Origin of the sequence: Dyadobacter fermentans DSM 18053, from assembly GCF_000023125.1 — a bacterium.
In the GTDB taxonomy this organism is placed as follows: Bacteria; Bacteroidota; Bacteroidia; order Cytophagales; family Spirosomataceae; genus Dyadobacter; species Dyadobacter fermentans.
In genome coordinates this window covers 6,092,932-6,112,558 of sequence record NC_013037.1, presented here as the reverse complement: position 1 = coordinate 6,112,558, position 19,627 = coordinate 6,092,932, and the positions used below count along the sequence as shown (strand labels likewise).

The 19,627-nt window shown below is 49.5% G+C and carries 18 protein-coding genes; 10 read left to right on the top strand and 8 right to left on the bottom strand.

What is annotated here, in order from left to right; genetic code table 11:
* Positions 1–24 precede the first annotated feature (24 nt).
* The 4 genes from DFER_RS25190 to DFER_RS25175 all read left to right on the top strand — a co-directional run bounded on the left by DFER_RS25190 (position 25) and on the right by DFER_RS25175 (position 6,210).
* A complete protein-coding gene (locus DFER_RS25190; RefSeq protein ID WP_015814498.1) occupies positions 25–1,170 on the top strand; it encodes a Gfo/Idh/MocA family protein in 1,146 nt (381 codons plus the stop codon).
* A 68-nt stretch (positions 1,171–1,238) separates the two neighbouring features.
* Positions 1,239–1,601 (top strand): four helix bundle protein, encoded by a 363-nt coding sequence (locus DFER_RS25185; RefSeq protein WP_015814497.1) that lies wholly within the window; start codon positions 1,239–1,241, stop codon positions 1,599–1,601.
* A 71-nt stretch (positions 1,602–1,672) separates the two neighbouring features.
* Entirely contained in the window at positions 1,673–2,725 is a 1,053-nt protein-coding gene (locus tag DFER_RS25180) for a sugar phosphate isomerase/epimerase family protein (protein WP_015814496.1), read from the top strand.
* Between the two features lie 77 nt (positions 2,726–2,802).
* Positions 2,803–6,210, top strand: coding sequence for a ThuA domain-containing protein (locus DFER_RS25175; protein WP_015814495.1), 3,408 nt, complete (start codon positions 2,803–2,805; stop codon positions 6,208–6,210).
* 76 nt (positions 6,211–6,286) lie between these two features.
* Here the strand turns inward: DFER_RS25175 and DFER_RS25170 are convergent, their stop codons facing one another.
* The 5 genes from DFER_RS25170 to DFER_RS25150 form a co-directional block, all read right to left on the bottom strand.
* A complete protein-coding gene (locus DFER_RS25170) occupies positions 6,287–7,888 on the bottom strand; it encodes a tail fiber domain-containing protein (RefSeq protein WP_015814494.1) in 1,602 nt (533 codons plus the stop codon).
* 157 nt (positions 7,889–8,045) lie between these two features.
* Entirely contained in the window at positions 8,046–8,846 is an 801-nt protein-coding gene (locus tag DFER_RS25165; protein ID WP_015814493.1) for a TIGR02757 family protein, read from the bottom strand.
* 215 nt (positions 8,847–9,061) lie between these two features.
* A complete protein-coding gene (locus tag DFER_RS25160) occupies positions 9,062–10,042 on the bottom strand; it encodes a LysM peptidoglycan-binding domain-containing protein (protein WP_015814492.1) in 981 nt (326 codons plus the stop codon).
* A 3-nt stretch (positions 10,043–10,045) separates the two neighbouring features.
* Complete coding sequence (locus tag DFER_RS25155; RefSeq protein WP_015814491.1) at positions 10,046–10,435, bottom strand: hypothetical protein; 390 nt, start codon at positions 10,433–10,435, stop codon at positions 10,046–10,048.
* Entirely contained in the window at positions 10,419–10,835 is a 417-nt protein-coding gene (locus DFER_RS25150) for a DUF4905 domain-containing protein (protein ID WP_041735485.1), read from the bottom strand. Before DFER_RS25150 ends, DFER_RS25155 begins: the two co-directional genes overlap by 17 nt.
* 45 nt (positions 10,836–10,880) lie before the next feature.
* On the opposite strand from DFER_RS25150, the gene kdsB reads away from it, so the two are divergent.
* Both kdsB and porX read left to right on the top strand, forming a co-directional pair.
* The gene (kdsB, locus tag DFER_RS25145) at positions 10,881–11,624 is read left to right on the top strand and encodes a 3-deoxy-manno-octulosonate cytidylyltransferase (protein ID WP_015814489.1); all 744 of its coding nucleotides are present in this window, start codon (positions 10,881–10,883) and stop codon (positions 11,622–11,624) included.
* Positions 11,625–11,787: 163 nt separating this feature from the next.
* Positions 11,788–13,353 (top strand): T9SS response regulator signal transducer PorX, encoded by a 1,566-nt coding sequence (gene porX / locus DFER_RS25140; RefSeq protein WP_015814488.1) that lies wholly within the window; start codon positions 11,788–11,790, stop codon positions 13,351–13,353.
* A 67-nt stretch (positions 13,354–13,420) separates the two neighbouring features.
* On the opposite strand, the gene DFER_RS25135 is transcribed toward porX, so the two are convergent.
* Together DFER_RS25135 and fsa are read right to left on the bottom strand one after the other, a co-directional pair.
* Positions 13,421–14,101 (bottom strand): cell division ATP-binding protein FtsE, encoded by a 681-nt coding sequence (locus DFER_RS25135; RefSeq protein ID WP_015814487.1) that lies wholly within the window; start codon positions 14,099–14,101, stop codon positions 13,421–13,423.
* Positions 14,102–14,234: 133 nt separating this feature from the next.
* Positions 14,235–14,891 (bottom strand): fructose-6-phosphate aldolase, encoded by a 657-nt coding sequence (gene fsa, locus DFER_RS25130; RefSeq protein ID WP_015814486.1) that lies wholly within the window; start codon positions 14,889–14,891, stop codon positions 14,235–14,237.
* Positions 14,892–15,177: 286 nt separating this feature from the next.
* On the opposite strand from fsa, the gene DFER_RS25125 reads away from it, so the two are divergent.
* Both DFER_RS25125 and DFER_RS25120 read left to right on the top strand, forming a co-directional pair.
* Positions 15,178–15,879: a tetratricopeptide repeat protein gene (locus DFER_RS25125; protein ID WP_015814485.1), complete on the top strand. Its 702-nt coding sequence runs from the start codon at positions 15,178–15,180 to the stop codon at positions 15,877–15,879.
* A gap of 40 nt (positions 15,880–15,919) precedes the next feature.
* Positions 15,920–16,249, top strand: coding sequence for a transmembrane 220 family protein (locus tag DFER_RS25120; RefSeq protein ID WP_015814484.1), 330 nt, complete (start codon positions 15,920–15,922; stop codon positions 16,247–16,249).
* On the opposite strand, the gene DFER_RS25115 is transcribed toward DFER_RS25120, so the two are convergent.
* Positions 16,250–17,017: a biotin--[acetyl-CoA-carboxylase] ligase gene (locus tag DFER_RS25115; RefSeq protein ID WP_015814483.1), complete on the bottom strand. Its 768-nt coding sequence runs from the start codon at positions 17,015–17,017 to the stop codon at positions 16,250–16,252.
* Positions 17,018–17,062: 45 nt separating this feature from the next.
* Here DFER_RS25115 and rsfS point away from each other — a divergent pair, with 45 nt between their 5' ends.
* Together rsfS and ftsH are read left to right on the top strand one after the other, a co-directional pair.
* The gene (gene rsfS / locus DFER_RS25110; protein ID WP_015814482.1) at positions 17,063–17,446 is read left to right on the top strand and encodes a ribosome silencing factor; all 384 of its coding nucleotides are present in this window, start codon (positions 17,063–17,065) and stop codon (positions 17,444–17,446) included.
* Positions 17,447–17,516: 70 nt separating this feature from the next.
* Entirely contained in the window at positions 17,517–19,574 is a 2,058-nt protein-coding gene (gene ftsH, locus DFER_RS25105) for an ATP-dependent zinc metalloprotease FtsH (RefSeq protein WP_015814481.1), read from the top strand.
* The last annotated feature ends 53 nt before the right edge of the window (positions 19,575–19,627 follow it).

Here is a 19,627-nt window from a genome sequence, read left to right as displayed (position 1 = left end):
TCACCAATCATTCCATACCCATTTATGAACAAAATCAAAGTTGGCGTTGTCGGAACAGGCTTCATTGGCCCCGCACACATTGAAGCACTGAGACGTCTTCCTAATGTAGAAGTTGCCGCACTTTGCGAAGTGACCGCAGAACTGGCCAAGGAAAAAGCTGACGCGCTTGGCATTGCACGTTCCTACACGTTCGATGAACTGTTGAAACAGGATGACATTCAGGCGATCCACATTTGTACGCCTAACTTCCTGCACTACTCACAGTCGAAAGCGGCATTGCTCGCCGGCAAACACGTGATTTGTGAAAAACCATTGGCCAAAGACCTCGCAGAAGCGGAAGAACTCGTGGAACTGGCTGCCAAAACCGGCCTTGTGAATGCGGTTCACTTCAACCTGCGTTACTACCCGCTGGCGCGCCAGATGAAATCGATGCGCGAAAAAGGCGAACTAGGCGAGATTTATTCGTTCATCGGCTCTTACCTGCAAGACTGGCTGTTCTACAACACCGATTATAACTGGCGCCTCGAACCGGACAAATCCGGCGACTCGCGCGCGATCGCGGACATCGGTTCCCACCTGATGGACATCCTGGAATACATCACCGGCCTGAAAACCGTTGCCGTTTTCGCGGATTTCAACACCGTCCACAAAACCCGCAAAAAGCCTTTGAAAGCCGTTGAGACTTACTCGGGCAAATTGCTGCAACCGGAAGACTACGCCGATGTACCCATCAATACCGAAGACCACGCGAACGTTTTGCTGCGTTTCGACAATGGGAACAAGGGGGTAATCACCGTTTCTCAGGTTTCGGCTGGCCGTAAAAACCGCATGTCACTGGAAATCTCCGGATCTAAAAAGACATTCAGCTGGTGCTCCGAGTCTCCAAACGAACTCTGGATCGGCAACCGCGACAAAGCGAACGAAATCCTTCTCCGCGACCCCTCGCTGGTAAACGAAGACGTCCGCTCGACCATCACCTTCCCAGGCGGCCACAACGAAGGCTTCCCGGACACTTCGAAACAAATGTTCAAAGAAGTATACGCCGCCATCGCAGAAGGCAAGCAACCTGAAAATCCAACATTCCCGACGTTCGCGGATGGGTATCGTGAGTTGCTGATTTGCGAGAAGATACTTGAAAGCAATAGAGCTGAGGCTTGGGTAACAATTTAATTTTGAATGATTGAATGAGTGAATGATTGAATAGGGCGTCTATGCCTTTTTGTTAACACACTATAATTATGGCTGATGATAAAAACGACTTCGTTTCTCAGTTGCAGATTCGCACTAAGCAGTTTGTATTAAGGAGTATCAAAGTTTTTAAGGCATTACCACCAACCGAGGAAGCTCGGGTTATAGGAAAGCAATTTCTGCGATCTGCATCGTCTGTTGGAGCCAATTATAGAGCAGTGTGTCGTGCTAGGAGTCAGAATGAGTTCTTTTCCAAGATCAGCATCACAGTCGAAGAGGCAGATGAATCGCTCTTTTGGATGGAAATAATGTCAGAAGCGGGTATCCTCCCGTCTGGGAAACTAAGCGCGCTGATGACCGAAGCGGAAGAACTCATCAAAATTCTATCCAAAGCTCGAAAAACCGTGCGTTAACACAATCAACTCATCATTCAATCATTTTCTCTATTCATCATTCAATCATTCAGTCATTCAATCATTAACTTATGAAAACAATAAAAGGACCCGGTATCTTCCTCGCCCAATTCCTTGGCGATGAAGCTCCGTTCAACTCATTGGATACCATCGCCGACTACATGGCAGGATTGGGCTATAAAGGCCTCCAACTTCCTACCTGGGACCCGCGTGTGATTGACGTGAAGCAGGCGGCTGAGTCGCAGACCTATGCGGATGAGCTGAAAGGTAAATTGGCAGACAAAGGTTTGCAAATCACAGAATTGGCTTCGCACATTATCGGTCAGCTGGTGGCTTCGCACCCGGTTTATGATGAAATGTATGATAATTTTGCCGTTCCCGAGGTTCGTAACAACCCGAAAGCGCGTGCGGAATGGGCTACGCAGCATTTGAAACTCGTGGCGCAGGCAAGCCGCAGACTGGGCCTGAAAGCTTCTGCTACCTTCTCCGGTGCATTGGCGTGGCCTTTCCTTTATCCGTGGCCTCAGCGCCCTGCGGGTTTGGTGGAAACGGCTTTCAAAGAACTGGCTGCCCGCTGGAAGCCGATTCTGGACGTGTATGACGAAAACGGTGTAGACGTGGCGTATGAGCTGCACCCGGGCGAGGATCTGTTCGACGGTACTACTTTCGAAATGTTTGTAGACTACCTCGACGGCCACACCCGCGCGAATATCAACTACGACCCGAGCCATTTCGTGTTGCAACAATTGGATTACCTCCAATTCATCGACCTCTATCACGACCGCATCAAGGCATTCCACGTGAAAGACGCGGAATTTAACCCAAGCGGCAAGCAGGGCGTGTACAGCGGCTTCGCAGGCTGGGCCGATCGCGCCGGACGTTTCCGTTCGCTGGGCGACGGCCAGGTGGATTTCGGTAGCATTTTCTCCAAACTTTCTCAGTACGATTACGACAGCTGGGCGGTTCTGGAATGGGAATGCTGCATTAAGTCGCCCGTACAAGGTGCGGCGGAAGGTGCACCGTTCATCGAAAGCCACATCATCGAAGTGACCACGAAAGCATTCGATGACTTCGCGGGAACCGGTGCAGATGAGGCATTTAACCGCAAGGTTCTGGGTCTTTAATTGTCGATCCTACAAGTATATTGAAAACCTGTCTTCCTTATGGAAGATAGGTTTTTCCATGTTAACCAATCATCATAATGAGTGAATCCCCTTTTCAAAAAGTATTAAAGCATTTCAGGATTGCCGGTGTGGCTGCCCTGGCCTGTTGCAGTCTGGCGGCAACTGCCCAGACGGTGACGCCGGAGAAGCGCGTGCTGGTATTCTCGAAAACAGCCGGGTTCCGGCATTCGTCTATCCCGGCAGGGAAAACTGCCATTTTAAAGCTGGGGAAAGAGACCGGTTTTTCGGTGGATACTACCGAGAACTCGGCTGTTTTTACGAATAAAAATCTGCAAAAATACGCTGCGGTTGTATTCCTGAACACCACCGGCAATGTGCTGAACGACAAGCAGCAGGATGCATTTGAGCGATACATCCAGGCGGGCGGCGGCTACGTGGGCATCCACGCCGCAACCGACACCGAATACGAATGGCCGTGGTATAACAAACTCGCCGGCGCGCAATTCCTGAGCCATCCTGGCAACCCGAATGTGCAGGAAGGCGAGGCATTTGTTGTGAACGACCAGCATCCTTCGATGGATGGTTTTCCAAAAAAATGGAAGATCAAGGATGAATTTTACGACTTCAAAAACTTCAATGAAAAAGTAAATGTCCTCGTGAAGATCGATGAAAAGACTTACAGGGACGGCAAAATGGGCGATAACCACCCAATGTCGTGGTACCACGAATTTGACGGTGGTCGTGCATTCTACACCAACTTCGGGCACGAAGATGCGACTTTCATCAACCCTGTTTTTGTAAAACACCTGACCGGTGGATTGAACTGGGCGATGGCTTCCAAGCTGGATTATGCCAAATCACGGCCGGAAGAGAACCGTTTTACCAAAAAAGTACTGGTTACCAAACTGGATGAGCCTACTGAACTGGTAGTTCTGGATGATCAGCGTGTACTTCTGACTGAGCGCAAGGGAAAAGTAAAGCTTTACAATCCCAAAACCGGAAAGGTGAAACTGGTGGCCGAAGTACCCGTTTATACCAAGCAGGAATATGGCCTGATGGGGCTGAACATCGACCCCAACTTCAAGACCAACAAGCTGGTATATATGTATTATTCTCCCCCATCGACCGCGGCCGACACTGCTCAGCATTTGTCGCGCTTCAAATACGATGATGTAAAGGATACATTGCTGCTCAGCACCGAAGAGCTCATGCTCACCGTGCCCGTGAAGCGCACGGATTGCTGCCATACCGGCGGATCAATTGCCTGGGATGCGAAAGGTAATCTCTACTTATCCACCGGTGACGACGTGAACCCGTTCCAATCAAACGGTTATGGGCCGATCGACGAGCGTCCGGGACGTGAAGGCTGGGATGGACAGCATACTTCATCGAACACTAATTCATTGAGAGGCAAAGTATTGCGCATTAAACCGCGTTACGGCGACCGTCGTGCGAACATGCCGGGCGGTACTAACCTATACGATATTCCAGAGGGCAACCTCTTCCCTCCCGGAACGGAAAAGACGCGTCCTGAAATCTACGTGATGGGTACCCGCAACCCTTACCGCATTTCGGTGGACCAGCACACGGGCTATTTGTATTGGGGTGATGTGGGCCCGGATGCGTCCAACGACGATCCGAAACGTGGTCCGAGAGGGTATGACGAGGTAAACCAGGCCCGGAAAGCGGGTTATTTCGGTTACCCTTTGTTCATTGGTAACAACCGTCCGTACATTGATTTCAACTTCGCCGACAGCACTTCCGGCAAGCCGTTTGATCCATTGAAGCCGATCAACAATTCGCCGCACAACACCGGTTTGCAAGAATTGCCGCCTGCGCAGCCCGCATTCATCTATTATCCTTATGCCGATTCTCCCGAGTTCGGCCCGATCGTAGGTAAAGGCGGACGGAATGCAATGGCCGGCCCGGTTTACTATTCCGCTGACTTTCAGGACAGCAAGGTGAAGTTTCCTTCGTATTACAATGGCAAGTTCTTCGCTTACGACTGGATTCGTGATTACATCAACATCGTGACCATGAACGAGCAAGGCGACCTGCAAAGCATCGAGCGCTTCATGCCGGGCACGAAGTTCAGCCATCCGATCGACATGCAGTTTGCCAAAGACGGCTCATTATATACATTGGAATACGGCCCCAACTGGTTTGCCCAAAACGACGAAGCGAGCCTTTCGCATATTACATTCAACGCAGGAAACCGCGTTCCGGTGGCAATCGCAAGCGCAACCAACACGACAGGCGCTACCCCATTGAAAGTCAATTTCTCTTCCAAAGGCTCCATGGATCACGACGGCGACCCGATTAAATACGAATGGTCGTTTGGAAAAGGCCTGCCAAAAAGTACGGTTGCTAACCCAAGCTACACGTACGCTAAGCCAGGCGAATACACCGCCACTCTCAAAGTGACCGATAATGCCGGTAATTCCAACACCTCTGAAGTGATCGTACGCGTCGGTAACGCGATCCCGAAAGTGGATGTAGCGATCAAAGGCAACAAGACATTCTACTGGAACGACATGCCTGTAAACTACGAAGTATCCGTGTCGGACAAGGAAGACGGTAGCCTGGCGAACAAGAAAATTCCGGAAGACGAAGTGACTTTGACGATCAATTACCTTGAAGGATTTGACAAAACGCAGCTCGCGCAAGGCCATCAGGCCAATACAGGCTTCGAAACCGGCAAGCGGATGATCGAGCTGAGCGATTGCAAGGCATGCCATTCGGTCGACAAAAAGTCCATCGGACCGGCTTATCGCGAAGTAGCGAAGAAATACGCCAGCGAGCGCAATTCACTGAAAACGCTCACAGACAAAATCCTGAAAGGCGGAAGCGGCGTTTGGGGCGAGCAGGCAATGCCGGGTCACCCGCAGCACAAGCCGGAAGAGATCGAAGAAATGGTGAAGTACATCCTCGACCTCAACAATACAAAAGCCGTTGACAAAAAGCCGTTGAAAAGCTCATACGTGACGCAGGCTAAAAAGAAAGACGGTTCGTACATCTTCACGGCCAGCTACACCGACAGGGGCAACGGCACAATGGGTCCATTAACCGGCTCGAAAACCGTTGCGCTCCGTCCATCCACATTAATGGCAAATATGGCGGATACCACCAGAAACACCTTCAAATACAAAGGCGATAATGGCAACGAAATGGTGATTGGTATGAAAGATGGCGGCTTCATCGCCTTCGACGACATCGACCTCACCCAAATCACGAAACTGGCAGTTTCCGTGGGCAGTAAAGCCGGGCAATCGGCCGGTGGAACGCTGGAAGTGCGCCTCGACGGGGCGGCCGGTGCGAAAATCGGCGAAGGCAAGGTCGATAAGTCCGAAACAATCAGCATTCCTGTGAAAGCTCCTGCGGACGGTAAGTTGCATAAAGTGTATTTTATATTTAAAAATGCATTAGCTGGCAGCAAACCGCTGTTTTCGATTGAATCGATTCAGTTTGAGAATGCCGTATTGTAAAGCATTTGTCAATACCAACTATAAAAGCGGGCTTCCTAAGGGAGCCCGCTTTGCATTTAAGACGATCGGTAGCAGCCTATTTTTGCACAACCATCTTCTTCACGCCATTGCTCTTACCATCTGTTACCAGATCGTACAAGAAAACGCCATCCTGAAATTCCCTGGCAGAAAGTGTCAATTTTCCCTCTCCCCGCTCCTTCACACGATAAGAATTTACCTTCACTCCGTTCACTGAATATACATCGATTTTTGCATCCTTCACCGACTCTGGGATGAAAAAGTTGATCGCGGAACTGCCCGAAAATCCGTTGGGCACATTTTGTTCCAGGATAACGCCATTGGCATTCGGTTCCTGCCGTGCCGCATTGCCGGTCAAAGGCTTCACGGTGTTAGATGCCACAATGCGCTCCAACTGTTCGAGGCGCCGGGACAATGCCGCCATCTGGGCATTCACGTCCTTTAACTCCGCATCCTTTTGTTCGATTACCTCCTGCTGTTCCTTCACGGAGTTGATCAGAATATAAGTCACCGCATTCGCATCATAGTCCAGATACTCCGATTTATTCCCCAGTGAATCCTGGTAAGTAAAGCTGCCCACCGTGTAAGGCGCGATCTTTTGCATTTCCTGCGCGATGATCCCAACAAACTTCTGCTCCCCCGTTTCGATACCTGCTTTGCCATTGTATTGGAACCAGACTGGTTTGATTTGTTTAAGGAGGGCCAGTCCGTCGGTGAATTCGGTGATGTTTTGTTTGAGGCGGCTGTCGGAGGCTACTGCCCAAAGTGAAGAGCCTGGTTTGCCAGCAGAGTTCAGGTTCAGGTGTAACCGATAGCTCGGAGCAGAAATACCAATGCCTACATTTGCGTTATCACCCAATACCATGCTGTTACTGGCTGTCACCTTTGCGTTCGCTCCAATTGCTGCCGAATTCGAAATGGTTGCGTTTCCGCCCGCTGCATATCCCAAATAGGTGTTGAACTGACCGCTCGTGTTATCATTCCCCGCTTGATAGCCAAAAAACGCATTATTTTGGCCTGTGGTGGTCAGGTAACCGGCTCGGCGACCTACAAAAGTGTTTCTTTCACCAGCTGTGACTGCATGTCCGGCAGCACTCCCCAAAAAAGTATTGTAAGCTCCCAGGACATTTTTAAACCCCGCTCCCTTCCCAAAAAAACTATTTTCATTTCCTGTATTATCAGGCCCGGAATTATAACCGACAATCGTGTTGTCATCGCCCTGGTGGCCCGAGTAAAGCCCCATGTAAGTGTTAAAGTTTCCAAATATATTTCCGTCGCCTGTTCCGAATCCCACAAACGTATTGGAATGTCCTTTCGTGTTCTGCCCAGCCGTATATCCTACAAATGTATTTGCTTGCCCCGTCGAATTCTCCCCCGCACGTGTTCCTATCATAGTGTTCATCGAGGAGCTAGCTATCTTCCCAGCGTTGAAGCCCACTAAAACATTCTGGCTCCCGGCAACGTTTTCTTTCCCCGCCTCGTGACCAATGAATGTGTTTTCTTGCGCAGTGTTTAGTTTGCCCGCGTTGGTCCCAAAGAAAGAATGCCCTACTCCCATCGTTCCAGCTCCTTGACCGAAGTGAGTGCCCTGTGCCTGCACCTGCGAAAATGCATAAGTTCCCATAAACAGAATGCCTGCCATTTTGTACCAATTTTTCATACAAATACTGTTTAAATGATGGAGGTTTTACCCCGATTGATTTTGTAACGAATACAAAACTGGCAGTCGGATTGGAAATTAACGCGTACGATGAAGGAGTGTACAGTTCGGGTTATTTGTCGGAATTTGGCTTACCTCTAACCAGCTAAACTTAGTTTCAACTCGCAAACCCCTCAATCCCCAACCCAAACAGTGCAAAATCATACTTCACGGGATCGTTGGGATCGAGCAGGCGGAGGGATGCGGTGAGCTCCGTGGCGGTTTGCCAGTCGGTAACGGGCCGTTTGATAAGGCCCAGCACGCGGGCTACGCGGTCGACGTGGACGTCGCAGGGGCATACGAGCTGCGCAGGGCGGATGGTGTTCCAGATGCCGAAGTCGACGCCGTGGTGGTCTTTACGCACCATCCAGCGGAGGAACATGTTCAGGCGTTTGCACGAGGATTTGCGCGCGGGCGTGGCGATGTGCTTGCGCGTGCGAGCGGGGAAGTTTTCGGAGTTGGAAAACAGGTCGTGGAAGCCGGTGAGGCCTTTTTCGACGGTGATATCACCGGGCGTCATATGGCTGCTGAATGCGAATTCGAGCGAATCGTGCACTTTGTAGTATTCCTGAAAGAAATGCAGGAAGTAGAGCGTGTCGGTGGCGTTGAAGGTGCGGTGCTTGAAATGCAGGAATGGTTTCAGGTCGCTTTCGTGGTGGTTGCGCACGAAGTCGTAGGGCGCATGGTCCATTAATGCAGCCAGTTCCAGGCATTTATTGATGATGGTTTTGCGCTGGCCCCAAGCGAGAATCGCGGCCCAGAAACCCATGATTTCAATATCCTGCTTGACCGAAAACCGGTGCGGGATGCTGATGGGGTCGGAAGGAATGAATTTCGGCTGGTTGTATTGCGCCACTTTGCTTTCGAGCAGCTCGGCGACGTATTCCGGCGGGTAGGCGGTTTGGCTAGCGTCGGGCATGGCTACCTCCGAACAGGTAAGCCAACACACGTGAAATACCTGAGAAAACCATTACAACCCCTGAAAAAAGGAATGTAAAAATCGCTATAAACGGGTACAAGAGTGTGAACATTACGCTCCAAACCTTGTATCCTGTTGTGTTTTTTAGTGCTGCACGTTCCTCTTCTCTTTTGGAACGAAATTCCGGTGCGTGTTTCATAATATTTTCTCCGTGGTTACTCGAGATAACTCACTACGGCCCTGAATCGTTTGCTGTTGGGGGAAACTTTTTCAAATGCGCGCGACGAAAGTTTGATCACAATGTCGTCGTTCACACTGGTGTCGGGAATGCGGCCGATGATGCGGACGATGATTTTCTCCTGATTATATTCATTCAAAACCTCCACCAGCGAGCCTACCGGCGCAGTACGGTGCAAGCCAAGGAATTTGCTCGTACTTTCATCTGTTTCAATCACTTCCGCCAAGCCCGATTCCGACTTCTTCTTGCTTTTCACCACTTTCGGAGGCGCTACTTCTTCAACCGGCTTAACTACTTTTTCGGGAACGACTGTTTTGGCTTTCACCGAATCTTTTACAACCGTAGTAGCCACTTTGGGCGCCGGAGGCGTCACCGTCGGTGCAGCCGCTTTTTCTGAACCTTTTTCGCTAACGATCAGCTCCTGTCCGTCTTTCAAGTTATCGTCTGTGAGGTTGTTCCATTTGCGCAGATCGGCCATTAGCACGCCGTATTTTACTGCTACGCGGTATAGTGTCTGTCCAGGCTCCACTTTGTGAACTCCATTGGAAGGCAGTGGTGCGGGCGGGCCGGATGGCGCGGCTGTGCTGGTCACTACCGGTGCAGGCGTTTCGGCCACAGGCTTCGTTTCCTTCACCTCAGCCTTTACAAGTTCTTTCTTTTCCTCTTTTTTGGAATCCTTTTTGGAAACCTTCGGGGTGTAAGGCACGCGGATCGTTTGTCCGGACTGGATATTGTCGCTCATGCCGGGATTGGCTTCGCGCAATGCGTGAATGGTCGTGCCGTACTGGCGTACGACGGCGAACATCGTCTGGCCCTGGTTTACCTTATGTAGAACAAAAATCTTTCCTCCTACCTTTTCAACCCCCACGGAGTCGACAGCATTCAATCCCTTGGCCCGGGCACTCGTCAAACCTGTCATCAATCCTGCCAAAAGTGCCAGGCAAAAAATGTATTTCATTTATTATGAAAGCGTTAAACTCGAAAACTCGTTGCTATTTTTAAGATAAACCAGTGTGGACGCTTTCAGCATCATCGTCGAGCGGCCTGTTCCTTCCCGCTCTTCCGATAGTTTCTCGTGTAAAACCTTTTGTTTCTGATCGGTTACTATGAGGAGGTATTGCACTGTTTTATCTTGCTCGTAAATATAATAAGAAAAGATTATATAGGGTCTTTTCTCCAAATAATCAATGGCTACCGGGATGTGTCCGCCGGTTGCGTCGCTAATAAATTGCGCGAGCCGCTGGAAATACATATTCCCTTCGATGTAACGAACGGGCTCCTTTAAAATTACTTCCGAAGATAGTTCCGAACCTTCCCCCGTCAATGGCAGGAGTTCACCCCGTTGCGGCATTGCAAAGCATGTGTCTGAACCCGTCGCCCTGCTTGGCAGCCACTTCGAGCAAGTCGCTGCTGACCGTTTTTACGAGCAGATAATTGGGTAAAATCCACGACAGAAATCCTGTGTCCACATTCACGGCCAGCAAGTCGGTCGGTTCGGGCACCTCCGGGTAGCGGTAATTGTGCAAATAAATGTGGTTACCGGAAAAAGCTGTGAGCGAAGTCCACCAATCGGTACCTTCCACGATCCGCTGCCACGGCAATGCAAGCCGCTCCGGATCGATCACCGCAAACGACACCTCTTTGAGGTCCGCATTGCGTAACTCGATGACCCACAGCGAACTGCCTGGATCAGCGTGGGGCATTACGCGCCAGATGTTTTCCGAAAACCGGAATGAAAACAGATTTTGCAATTTTTTACCTTTATTTTGAATTCCAATTTAACTGACAACGACCTCGTGCGCATTCTAGGAATAATACCGGCCCGCTACGCTTCTACACGCTTCCCTGCCAAGGCTTTGGTGGACATCGGCGGCAAAAGCATGATCCAGCGGGTGTACGAACAGGCGTCCAAAGCTACTCAACTGGATCAGGTTATCGTAGCGACGGACGATGAAAGAATATTGTACCACGTCCGCGAGTTCGGCGGCCAGGCCGTGATGACTTCGCAGGACCACCAGAGCGGCACCGACCGCTGCTTCGAAGCGCTTTCGCAAACAGAGGGCACTTACGACTACGTGATCAACATCCAGGGCGACGAACCATTCATCAGCCCCGAGCCGATCGATCATCTAGCCTCTGTACTAAATGGCGAAACCGAGCTCGCCACATTGGTGAAAGTCATCGACAATGATGAAATTCTCTTCAATGTGAATGTGCCAAAGGCGGTTTTGAATAAGCGAAATGAAGTGATGTATTTCAGCCGGCAAACAATCCCTTACCTGCGCAACGCACAAAGCCAGGAGGAGTTTCTGAAATCACACGTTTTTTACAAACACATCGGCATTTACGCCTACCGGACCGACGTTTTGGCCGAAATCACGAAGCTGCCGGTATCGGCACTGGAAAAAGCGGAAGCTTTGGAACAGCTTCGCTGGCTCGAAAACGGTTACGCGATCAAGGCCGTGGTCACTTCCGACGATTCGCACGGTGTGGACACGCCCGACGACCTCGATCGCGTTACGCGAAAATTTTTGCCGTAACAGGCCTTTGTGGAATGCATTTTTTACAACGAAGGTTAACGTATAAGGATTAGCCGTATATTTCTTAAAAAACGTTAAAACCGTTTTACGTATACGACCCGCTTCTCCTGCCTCGTTAGCCTTTTATTGTTTTAAACTAATTACCACTTGAAAAAAGAGCCTTATGCAATATAACATCCTCTGGGCCGATGACGAAATAGATCTTCTCAAACCGCACATCATGTTTCTCACCAACAAAGGTTACAACGTGACGCCCGTGAACAGCGGCGCCGACGCGTTGGATCGCATTGAGAATGACCGGTTTGACATTGTGTTCCTCGACGAAATGATGCCCGGTATGACCGGCCTCGAAACCCTCGCGCAGATCAAACAGCAGCAGCCGAACCTGCCCGTGGTGATGATCACGAAGTCGGAGGAAGAGCACATTATGGAGGACGCCATCGGCTCCAAGATCGATGATTATCTCATCAAACCCTTGAACCCCAACCAGATATTACTTTCGGTTAAAAAGATATTGGACAACAAACGTCTAGTAACCGAAAAAACCACGCTTAGCTACCAGCAGGAATTCCGCAGCCTGGCCATGCAATATCAGGATCGCATTGGTCACGAGGAATGGGCGGATATTTATAAAAAACTCATTTACTGGGAGCTGGAACTCGAAAGCTCCGACGACCAGGGAATGGCCGAGGTTTTCAGCATGCAAAAAAGTGAAGCCAATGCCAATTTCTGCAAATTCATCGAAGACGAATACGAAGAATGGCTCAACGACCCGCGTTCCGACAAGCCGATCCTGTCGCATCAATTAATGAAACAGAAGGTGTTTCCGCATTTGAAAGGATCGAGCGACCCGGTTTTCTTCCTGCTGATCGACAACTTCCGTTACGATCAGTGGAAAATGATCCAGCCGATTTTGCAGGAGTATTTCAATATCGAGGAAGAATCATCTTACTATTCCATTTTGCCTACCACCACCGGTTATGCGCGGAATGCGATTTTCTCCGGCCTGATGCCGAGCGAAATGGAACGCAAGCATCCGCAATGGTGGGTAAGCGATGAAAATACGCCGGAAGGGGAAGAAGGCCTGAACAACCACGAGCAGGATTTCTTGCAGAAGCAACTGGAAATGAACCACTTGAATATCAAGTTTTCATACAACAAGATATTGAACACCAACCAGGGCAAAGCATTGGTTGACACGTTCAATAACCTGCTTACCAACCAGTTGAATGTGGTGGTCTACAACTTTGTGGATATGCTTTCCCATGCGCGCACGGATGTGCAGATGATCAAGGAACTTGCCCCGGACGAGGCTGCTTACCGTTCGATCACCCGCTCGTGGTTCCAGCATTCGCCTTTGCTCGATTTCATCCGTAAAGTGGCGGAGAAGAAAGGCCGCCTGATCCTCACCACCGACCACGGCATGATCCGCGTGCAAAAACCGGTGAAAATCATCGGCTACCGCGAAACGAATACAAACCTCCGTTACAAGCATGGCAAAAACCTGGGCTTCGACGATAACCACTTGATGGTTTGCCGCAAGCCGGAGCGTATTTTCCTGCCGAAACCGCACGTTTCGACATCGTACGTGTTCACAAAAGAAGATTATTTCTTCGCCTACCCGAATAACTATAACCAGTATGTGAACCTCTACCGCGACACTTTCCAGCACGGCGGCGTGTCGCTCGAAGAGATGATCATTCCGGTGATCGACATGAAAGCGAAATAAGGAAGTAAATATGCAAAAAGGGCATCTGAGTCGATCAGATGCCCTTTTTTAATGCACTAACTTTTTGCTAGCTCATCGTCACGCCGCCGTTCTCGCATTTGATTACGCGGGCGGGGAAGCGTTTGAGGAAGTCGTGGTTGTGTGTGGCCATCAGGATCGCCGTGCCGGCATTGTTGATTGTCCGGAACACAGCCATGATCTGGTCGCCTACTTCGGGATCGAGGTTACCCGTTGGCTCATCGGCGATGAGGATTTGCGGCTCGTTGAGCATCGCCCGGGCGATTACCACGCGCTGCTGCTCGCCGCCCGATAGCTGGTGCGGCATTCTTTTCTGGGCTGTTCCGAGGCCTACCTGCATGAGTACTTCGGCAATGCGTTTGGAAATTTTGCCTTTATCCTCCCAGCCCGTCGCGCGCAGCACGAATGCGAGGTTATCCTCCACGGAACGGTCGGAAAGCAACTGGAAATCCTGGAAAACGATGCCGATGCGGCGGCGCAGGAACGGAATATCGGCCCTTTTAATGTTATGAAGCTCGTAACCGGCTACTTTGGCAGAACCGGTGTGCAGCCACAGATCGGCGTATAGTGTTTTCAAAAGCGAGCTCTTACCACTACCGGTCCGGCCGATGAGGTAAACGAATTCGCCCTTGTTGATTTCAAAATGAACGTCGTTCAAAACAGGCCTCTCACCCTGATAAATATCTGCCCTTTCCAGTCTGATTATTGGCTCCGTCGAATCGGTGGTCATGATTGTGCTAAATGAAAATGTGGAGCGGGATGCTCTGAATGGTAGTGTGGTAAAACGGTAATGTCATCCTGAGCGGAGTCGAAGGATATGCGCGATCGCATGCGCTTCGACTCCGCTCGGCGAGACAATCTAATTAAGAATTCCCTTTTTTGTAGTCAGAAAGGAATTTTTCCAGACCGATATCCGTCAATGGGTGTTTCAGCAATGCTTCGATTGCGCTCAATGGGCCGGTCATTACATCAGCACCTACTTCTGCGCATTGGATAATGTGCATTGGGTGACGAACTGATGCTGCAAGTACTTGCGTATCAAACCCGTAGTTTCTGTAAATGGTGAGGATTTGCTCAATCAGGCCGATACCGTCGGTAGAGATATCATCCAGGCGGCCTACGAATGGAGAAACGTAAGTAGCACCGGCTTTCGCAGCTACGAGCGCTTGTCCCGCAGAGAAAATCAATGTACAGTTGGTACGGATGCCTTTTGAAGAGAAATATTTCAAAGCCTTGATACCTTCTTTGATCATCGGGATTTTAACCACGATTTTCTCGTCGATTTCCACCAGTTCTTCGCCTTCGCGAACCATTCCTTCGAAATCAACCGAGATCACTTCCGCGCTTACATCACCATCTACGATGTCGCAGATAGCCTTGTAGTGACGCATTATATTATCCTTACCTGTAATTCCTTCTTTTGCCATCAAAGATGGGTTGGTGGTCACACCGTCCAAAACACCAAGTGCCTGCGCTTCCCGAATTTCATTCAGGTTCGCAGTATCAATGAAAAATTTCATATTGAAAATTTATTGGTTAGAATATTCCACAAAAGTAGAAAACCCTGAACAAAAGCAAAAAGAAAGAAAGACGGAAAAACCTGAGGCGAAGAAATAAAAAAAGGCAAACCGAGAATCTCACCGCATCGACCACCTACCCTTGCTTCCGTCAGGACCTGGGGGATTCGGAAGGAGCTGGTAGTTCCGATTTGCCGCTGCAAAGATAACGACATTTTATTCACAAAAAGAAAACATTCGTGTAACGTTTAGCCTTACTTTTGTGCGAAACAACTAGAAATGAACCAGTATGCTTCGATTATTTTTTTTTATTATCCTGATTTCCCTCTACTCCTGTTCACAATCTTCCGACGCGTTCCTGCAAAAAGGTAAAGAGCTCATGCAGCAAGGCAAAACCCGCGAAGCGATTGAATTCATCAACAAAGCGATCGAAAAAAACACCACCAATGCCGACGCGTTCAATCTCCGCGGCGTAGCTTATTATGAACTGAAAGAAAACGACAATGCATTGCTTGATTTCGCGCAGGCTATCAAGCTGCAACCCGGCTCCTACCGCCCCTATTTCAACCGTGCGCTGCTCTATAAGGATGAAAACAAGCTCGATTCCGCCTTTGCCGACTACAACAAATCGGCAGAACTCGCGCCTGACACCGCCGACGTATTCCTGAACCGCGGCCAGCTGCTCGTGCTCATGGACAAAGCGCCCGAAGCGATCCAGGACTTTGAAAAAGCGACCAAGCTCGACGAAAACAATAAACAAGCCTGGTATAACCTCGGCAACACTTACTACCGCACGCAGGATTTCAAAAAAGCCACATTGGCCTTCCGCCAGACGGTAAAACTGGACGGCCAATATGGAAAGGCGTTCTACGGACTTGGCCTGGCGCAGTATAATGAAGGGGAAAAAGACTTAGGTTGTACCAGCCTGAAACAGGCGCTGAACCTTGGTTACAGCGATGCGGCGAACGCTTTGGCGCAATTTTGTCAGTAACAATTTTGTTTAAAACAGTACAGAAACCAAACCCACTATCATGAGACTTTTAAAGATATTTTTCGGCATACTCTTCGTGATTTTTGCCTATTTCCAGGTCGATGACCCCGATTCGGGCGTTTGGATCGGGATTTACAGCTTTGCCGCGCTTGGCTGCTTCATGAGCATCCGTGAGCTGTGGCCACCGTGGGTGTTTTACGCGCTTGCTGCGGGCTATTTAATTGGCGCTATTTTTCAATGGCCGCCAGAGTTTGAAGGAATTTTCTTCGGAGAAGCTGCGATGCGCACCCTCAATATCGAACTCGCGCGCGAGTCTCTTGGCTTGGGCATTTGCGCGGTCGTGATGGCCGTGATCGGCAAATGGGGCTGATCACTCTTTAACCCACTCGATTTCTTTCAAACCGAATTCCAGTTCTTCCGGCTCGGTGGCCAATTTTATACGGATTTTTCCAAGCTGTGTCACATTGGTTACCGAGCCGTTTGTGATGTTGCCCTGGTAAGCAAATTTCACATCTTGCTGATAACCATACAAATGGCTTAGGTATTCACGCCGGATCGCTTCGTACTGGCCGCCGGAGCGGAGCCGGACGTAGTGTGTGTCCAGGAATTTGAGGAGCTTGTGAAATTCTTCCGTCAATGTAAATGTGCGGCCTGTTTCGCGGAGCAGCGATGTAGCGAAGCCGTTTTCGAAATGTGATTGATTGATATTCACCCCAATACCGACAATGGAAGTCGCAAACCGCGAACCTTGCAGGGAATTTTCGATCAAAACACCTACTGCTTTGCGGCTGTTCATATAAATATCGTTAGGCCATTTCACCTTCGTGTCGGTTACGTAGCTCGCCAGGTAGCCGCGGATAGCGAGGGCGGTGATCTGGCTGATGAGAAACTGCTCCTGAATGGGTAGAAATGTGGGATTCAGGATGACGGAAAATGTCAGATTCTGACCCGCGACGGCATTCCAGACAGTACCGCGCTGGCCTCTTCCCTTCACCTGATTGTCGGTTATGACAACCGTTCCTTCTTCAAACAACCCCGCATGTACTATTTCAGCCGCTATGTCGTTGGTGGAATGACAAGTTGGCAGGTATATAACTTTTTTACCAATTATTAGCGTGTCCGGTGTAGAGTTGTACAATTTTTTTGTTTTACTTTAGGGTTTTAGAAAAGGAAACAATCACGCATGAAAGAACGCAAAAATAAAGAACTATCCTCAAAAGATCTCACCGAACTGGTGGTGAAGGGCATGACAGAAAAGAAGGGTTTGGACATTGCCATATTAGACCTCAGAAAAGTAAAAAATTCAATAACTGACTTTTTCGTGATTTGCTCGGGGAATTCCGACACTCAGATAGATGCTTTGGCCAACTCGGTCGAGGAAGAAGTTTATAAAATATCCAAAACAGAGCCCTGGCAAAAAGAAGGAAAGGCTAATGGGGAATGGATTTTGATTGATTATGTGGACGTAGTCGCACATATTTTCAACAAAGAACGTCGCAAACATTACGATCTGGAAGAACTTTGGGGAGATGCAGAGGTGACATACCTGGAAGATTCCATGGTATAAGGCCCGCGGGCGAACATTAGCCCCGCCGGGATTGTTGTTTAATATATTTCCTCTTAATTAATACGAACGAATGTCTGAAAACGATAACAAAAGGGGGCCACTCAACCCTAAAAGTCCTCAGAAGGGATATCAAGGTTGGATTATAGCCGCTCTGATCGCTACTATACTCGGAATCACGTACCTTAACCGCACATCAACCATCCGCGAAACCACTCAGAAACGTTTCGAAAAGATGATGGCTGACAAGGAAGTGGAGCGCGTTACCATTGTGAACGACAAATCGGTGGAAGTAACGCTCAAACCCGAAGCGCTCAAACTCGATAAATACAGGGTTGTTGCAAAGGAAAATAACTATTTCGGCGGCGAAAGTGCCTCGCATTACCAGTTTCAGGTTACGTCTGCGGAAACCTTTAAGAAGGATTTCGATAAAATGCAGGAAGGCACGCCGGACGACGACAAGGTACCTTTTGTGGTAGATACCCGCAACGACTGGACCAGTTTCCTCGGAACCTGGGGCTTTTTCATTGTCATGATCCTGGTGATGTACTTCATTCTCGGCAGAATGTCGGGTGGTGTAGGACCGGGTGGCCAGATCTTCAACATCGGCCGCTCACGCGCAACGCTTTTCGATGCAGAAAACAAGGTAAAGATCACATTTAATGATGTGGCTGGCCTCGACGAAGCGAAAGAAGAGATCAAGGAAATTGTGGAATACCTGCAAAGCCCCGACAAATTCAAGAAACTCGGTGCGAAAATTCCCAAAGGTGCATTGCTCGTAGGACCTCCGGGAACGGGTAAAACATTGCTCGCTAAGGCAGTAGCCGGTGAAGCAGGCGTGCCATTCTTCTCCCTGTCCGGTTCCGATTTCGTAGAAATGTTCGTGGGTGTGGGTGCAGCGCGTGTGCGTGACCTCTTTAAACAAGCGAAAGAAAAAGCGCCTTGTATCATCTTTATCGATGAGATCGACGCAGTAGGTCGTTCACGTGGCCGTGGCGCCATGCCGGGTTCGAACGACGAACGTGAAAATACATTGAACTCCCTTTTGGTGGAAATGGACGGTTTCGCAACCGACTCCGGCATTATCATCGTGGCAGCCACCAACCGCCCCGACGTTCTCGACCCTGCATTGCTCCGTCCGGGACGTTTTGACCGCCAGATTTCCGTAGACAAACCGGACGTGATCGGTCGTGAGGCGATTTTCAAAGTGCATTTGAAGCCATTGAAACTGGCTACTGACGTTAATATCCAGAAACTTTCATCCCAGACGCCTGGCTTTGCCGGTGCTGAAATCGCGAACGTTTGTAACGAAGCTGCATTGATCGCCGCCCGCCGCAACCGCGAAGAGGTAACCATGCAGGATTTCCAGGATGCGATGGACCGTGTGATTGGTGGTTTGGAAAAGAAAAACAAACTCATTTCGCCGGAAGAGAAGCAAATCGTGGCTTACCACGAGGCAGGTCACGCAGTGGCAGGCTGGTTCCTGGAACATGCCGATCCATTGGTGAAAGTGTCGATCGTACCACGTGGTGTGGCGGCATTGGGTTACGCACAATATCTCCCGCGTGAGCAGTATCTGTACCGTACCGAGCAGCTGTTTGATGAAATGTGTATGACATTGGGCGGCCGCGCTGCGGAAGATGTAGTATTCGGCAAAATCTCAACCGGCGCATTGAGCGACCTCGAACGCGTGACGAAAGTGGCGTACAGCATGGTGACCATGTACGGTATGAACGAGCGCATCGGTAATATTTCATTCTACGATTCGAAACAAACCGATTATTCATTCACCAAACCTTACTCGGAATCGACGTCGCAGGCGATTGACGAAGAGGTGAGAAAGCTGGTGGACGAGGCTTACCAGTTTGTTAAAAACCTGCTGATCGAAAAACGTGACGCATTGGAAGTGTTGGCGAAAGAATTGCTGGAAAAAGAAATCCTGTTCCAGGCAGATCTCGAAAAACTGATTGGCAAGCGTCCTTACGAGAAGGAAACGAGCTACCAGGCCTATATCAACCGCCGCTCGAATGAAGAGGCTGCGATCCACGAAGAAGTGGTGAAACAGACTTTGGAAAAAGATCGTAAAGAGGAAGAGATGGCAGAGGCGGAAAAAAGCGCCGACAACGAATAAGATTCGATTTTAAAATATCCAATAGCCGGGCAATTCAATCTGTCCGGCTATTA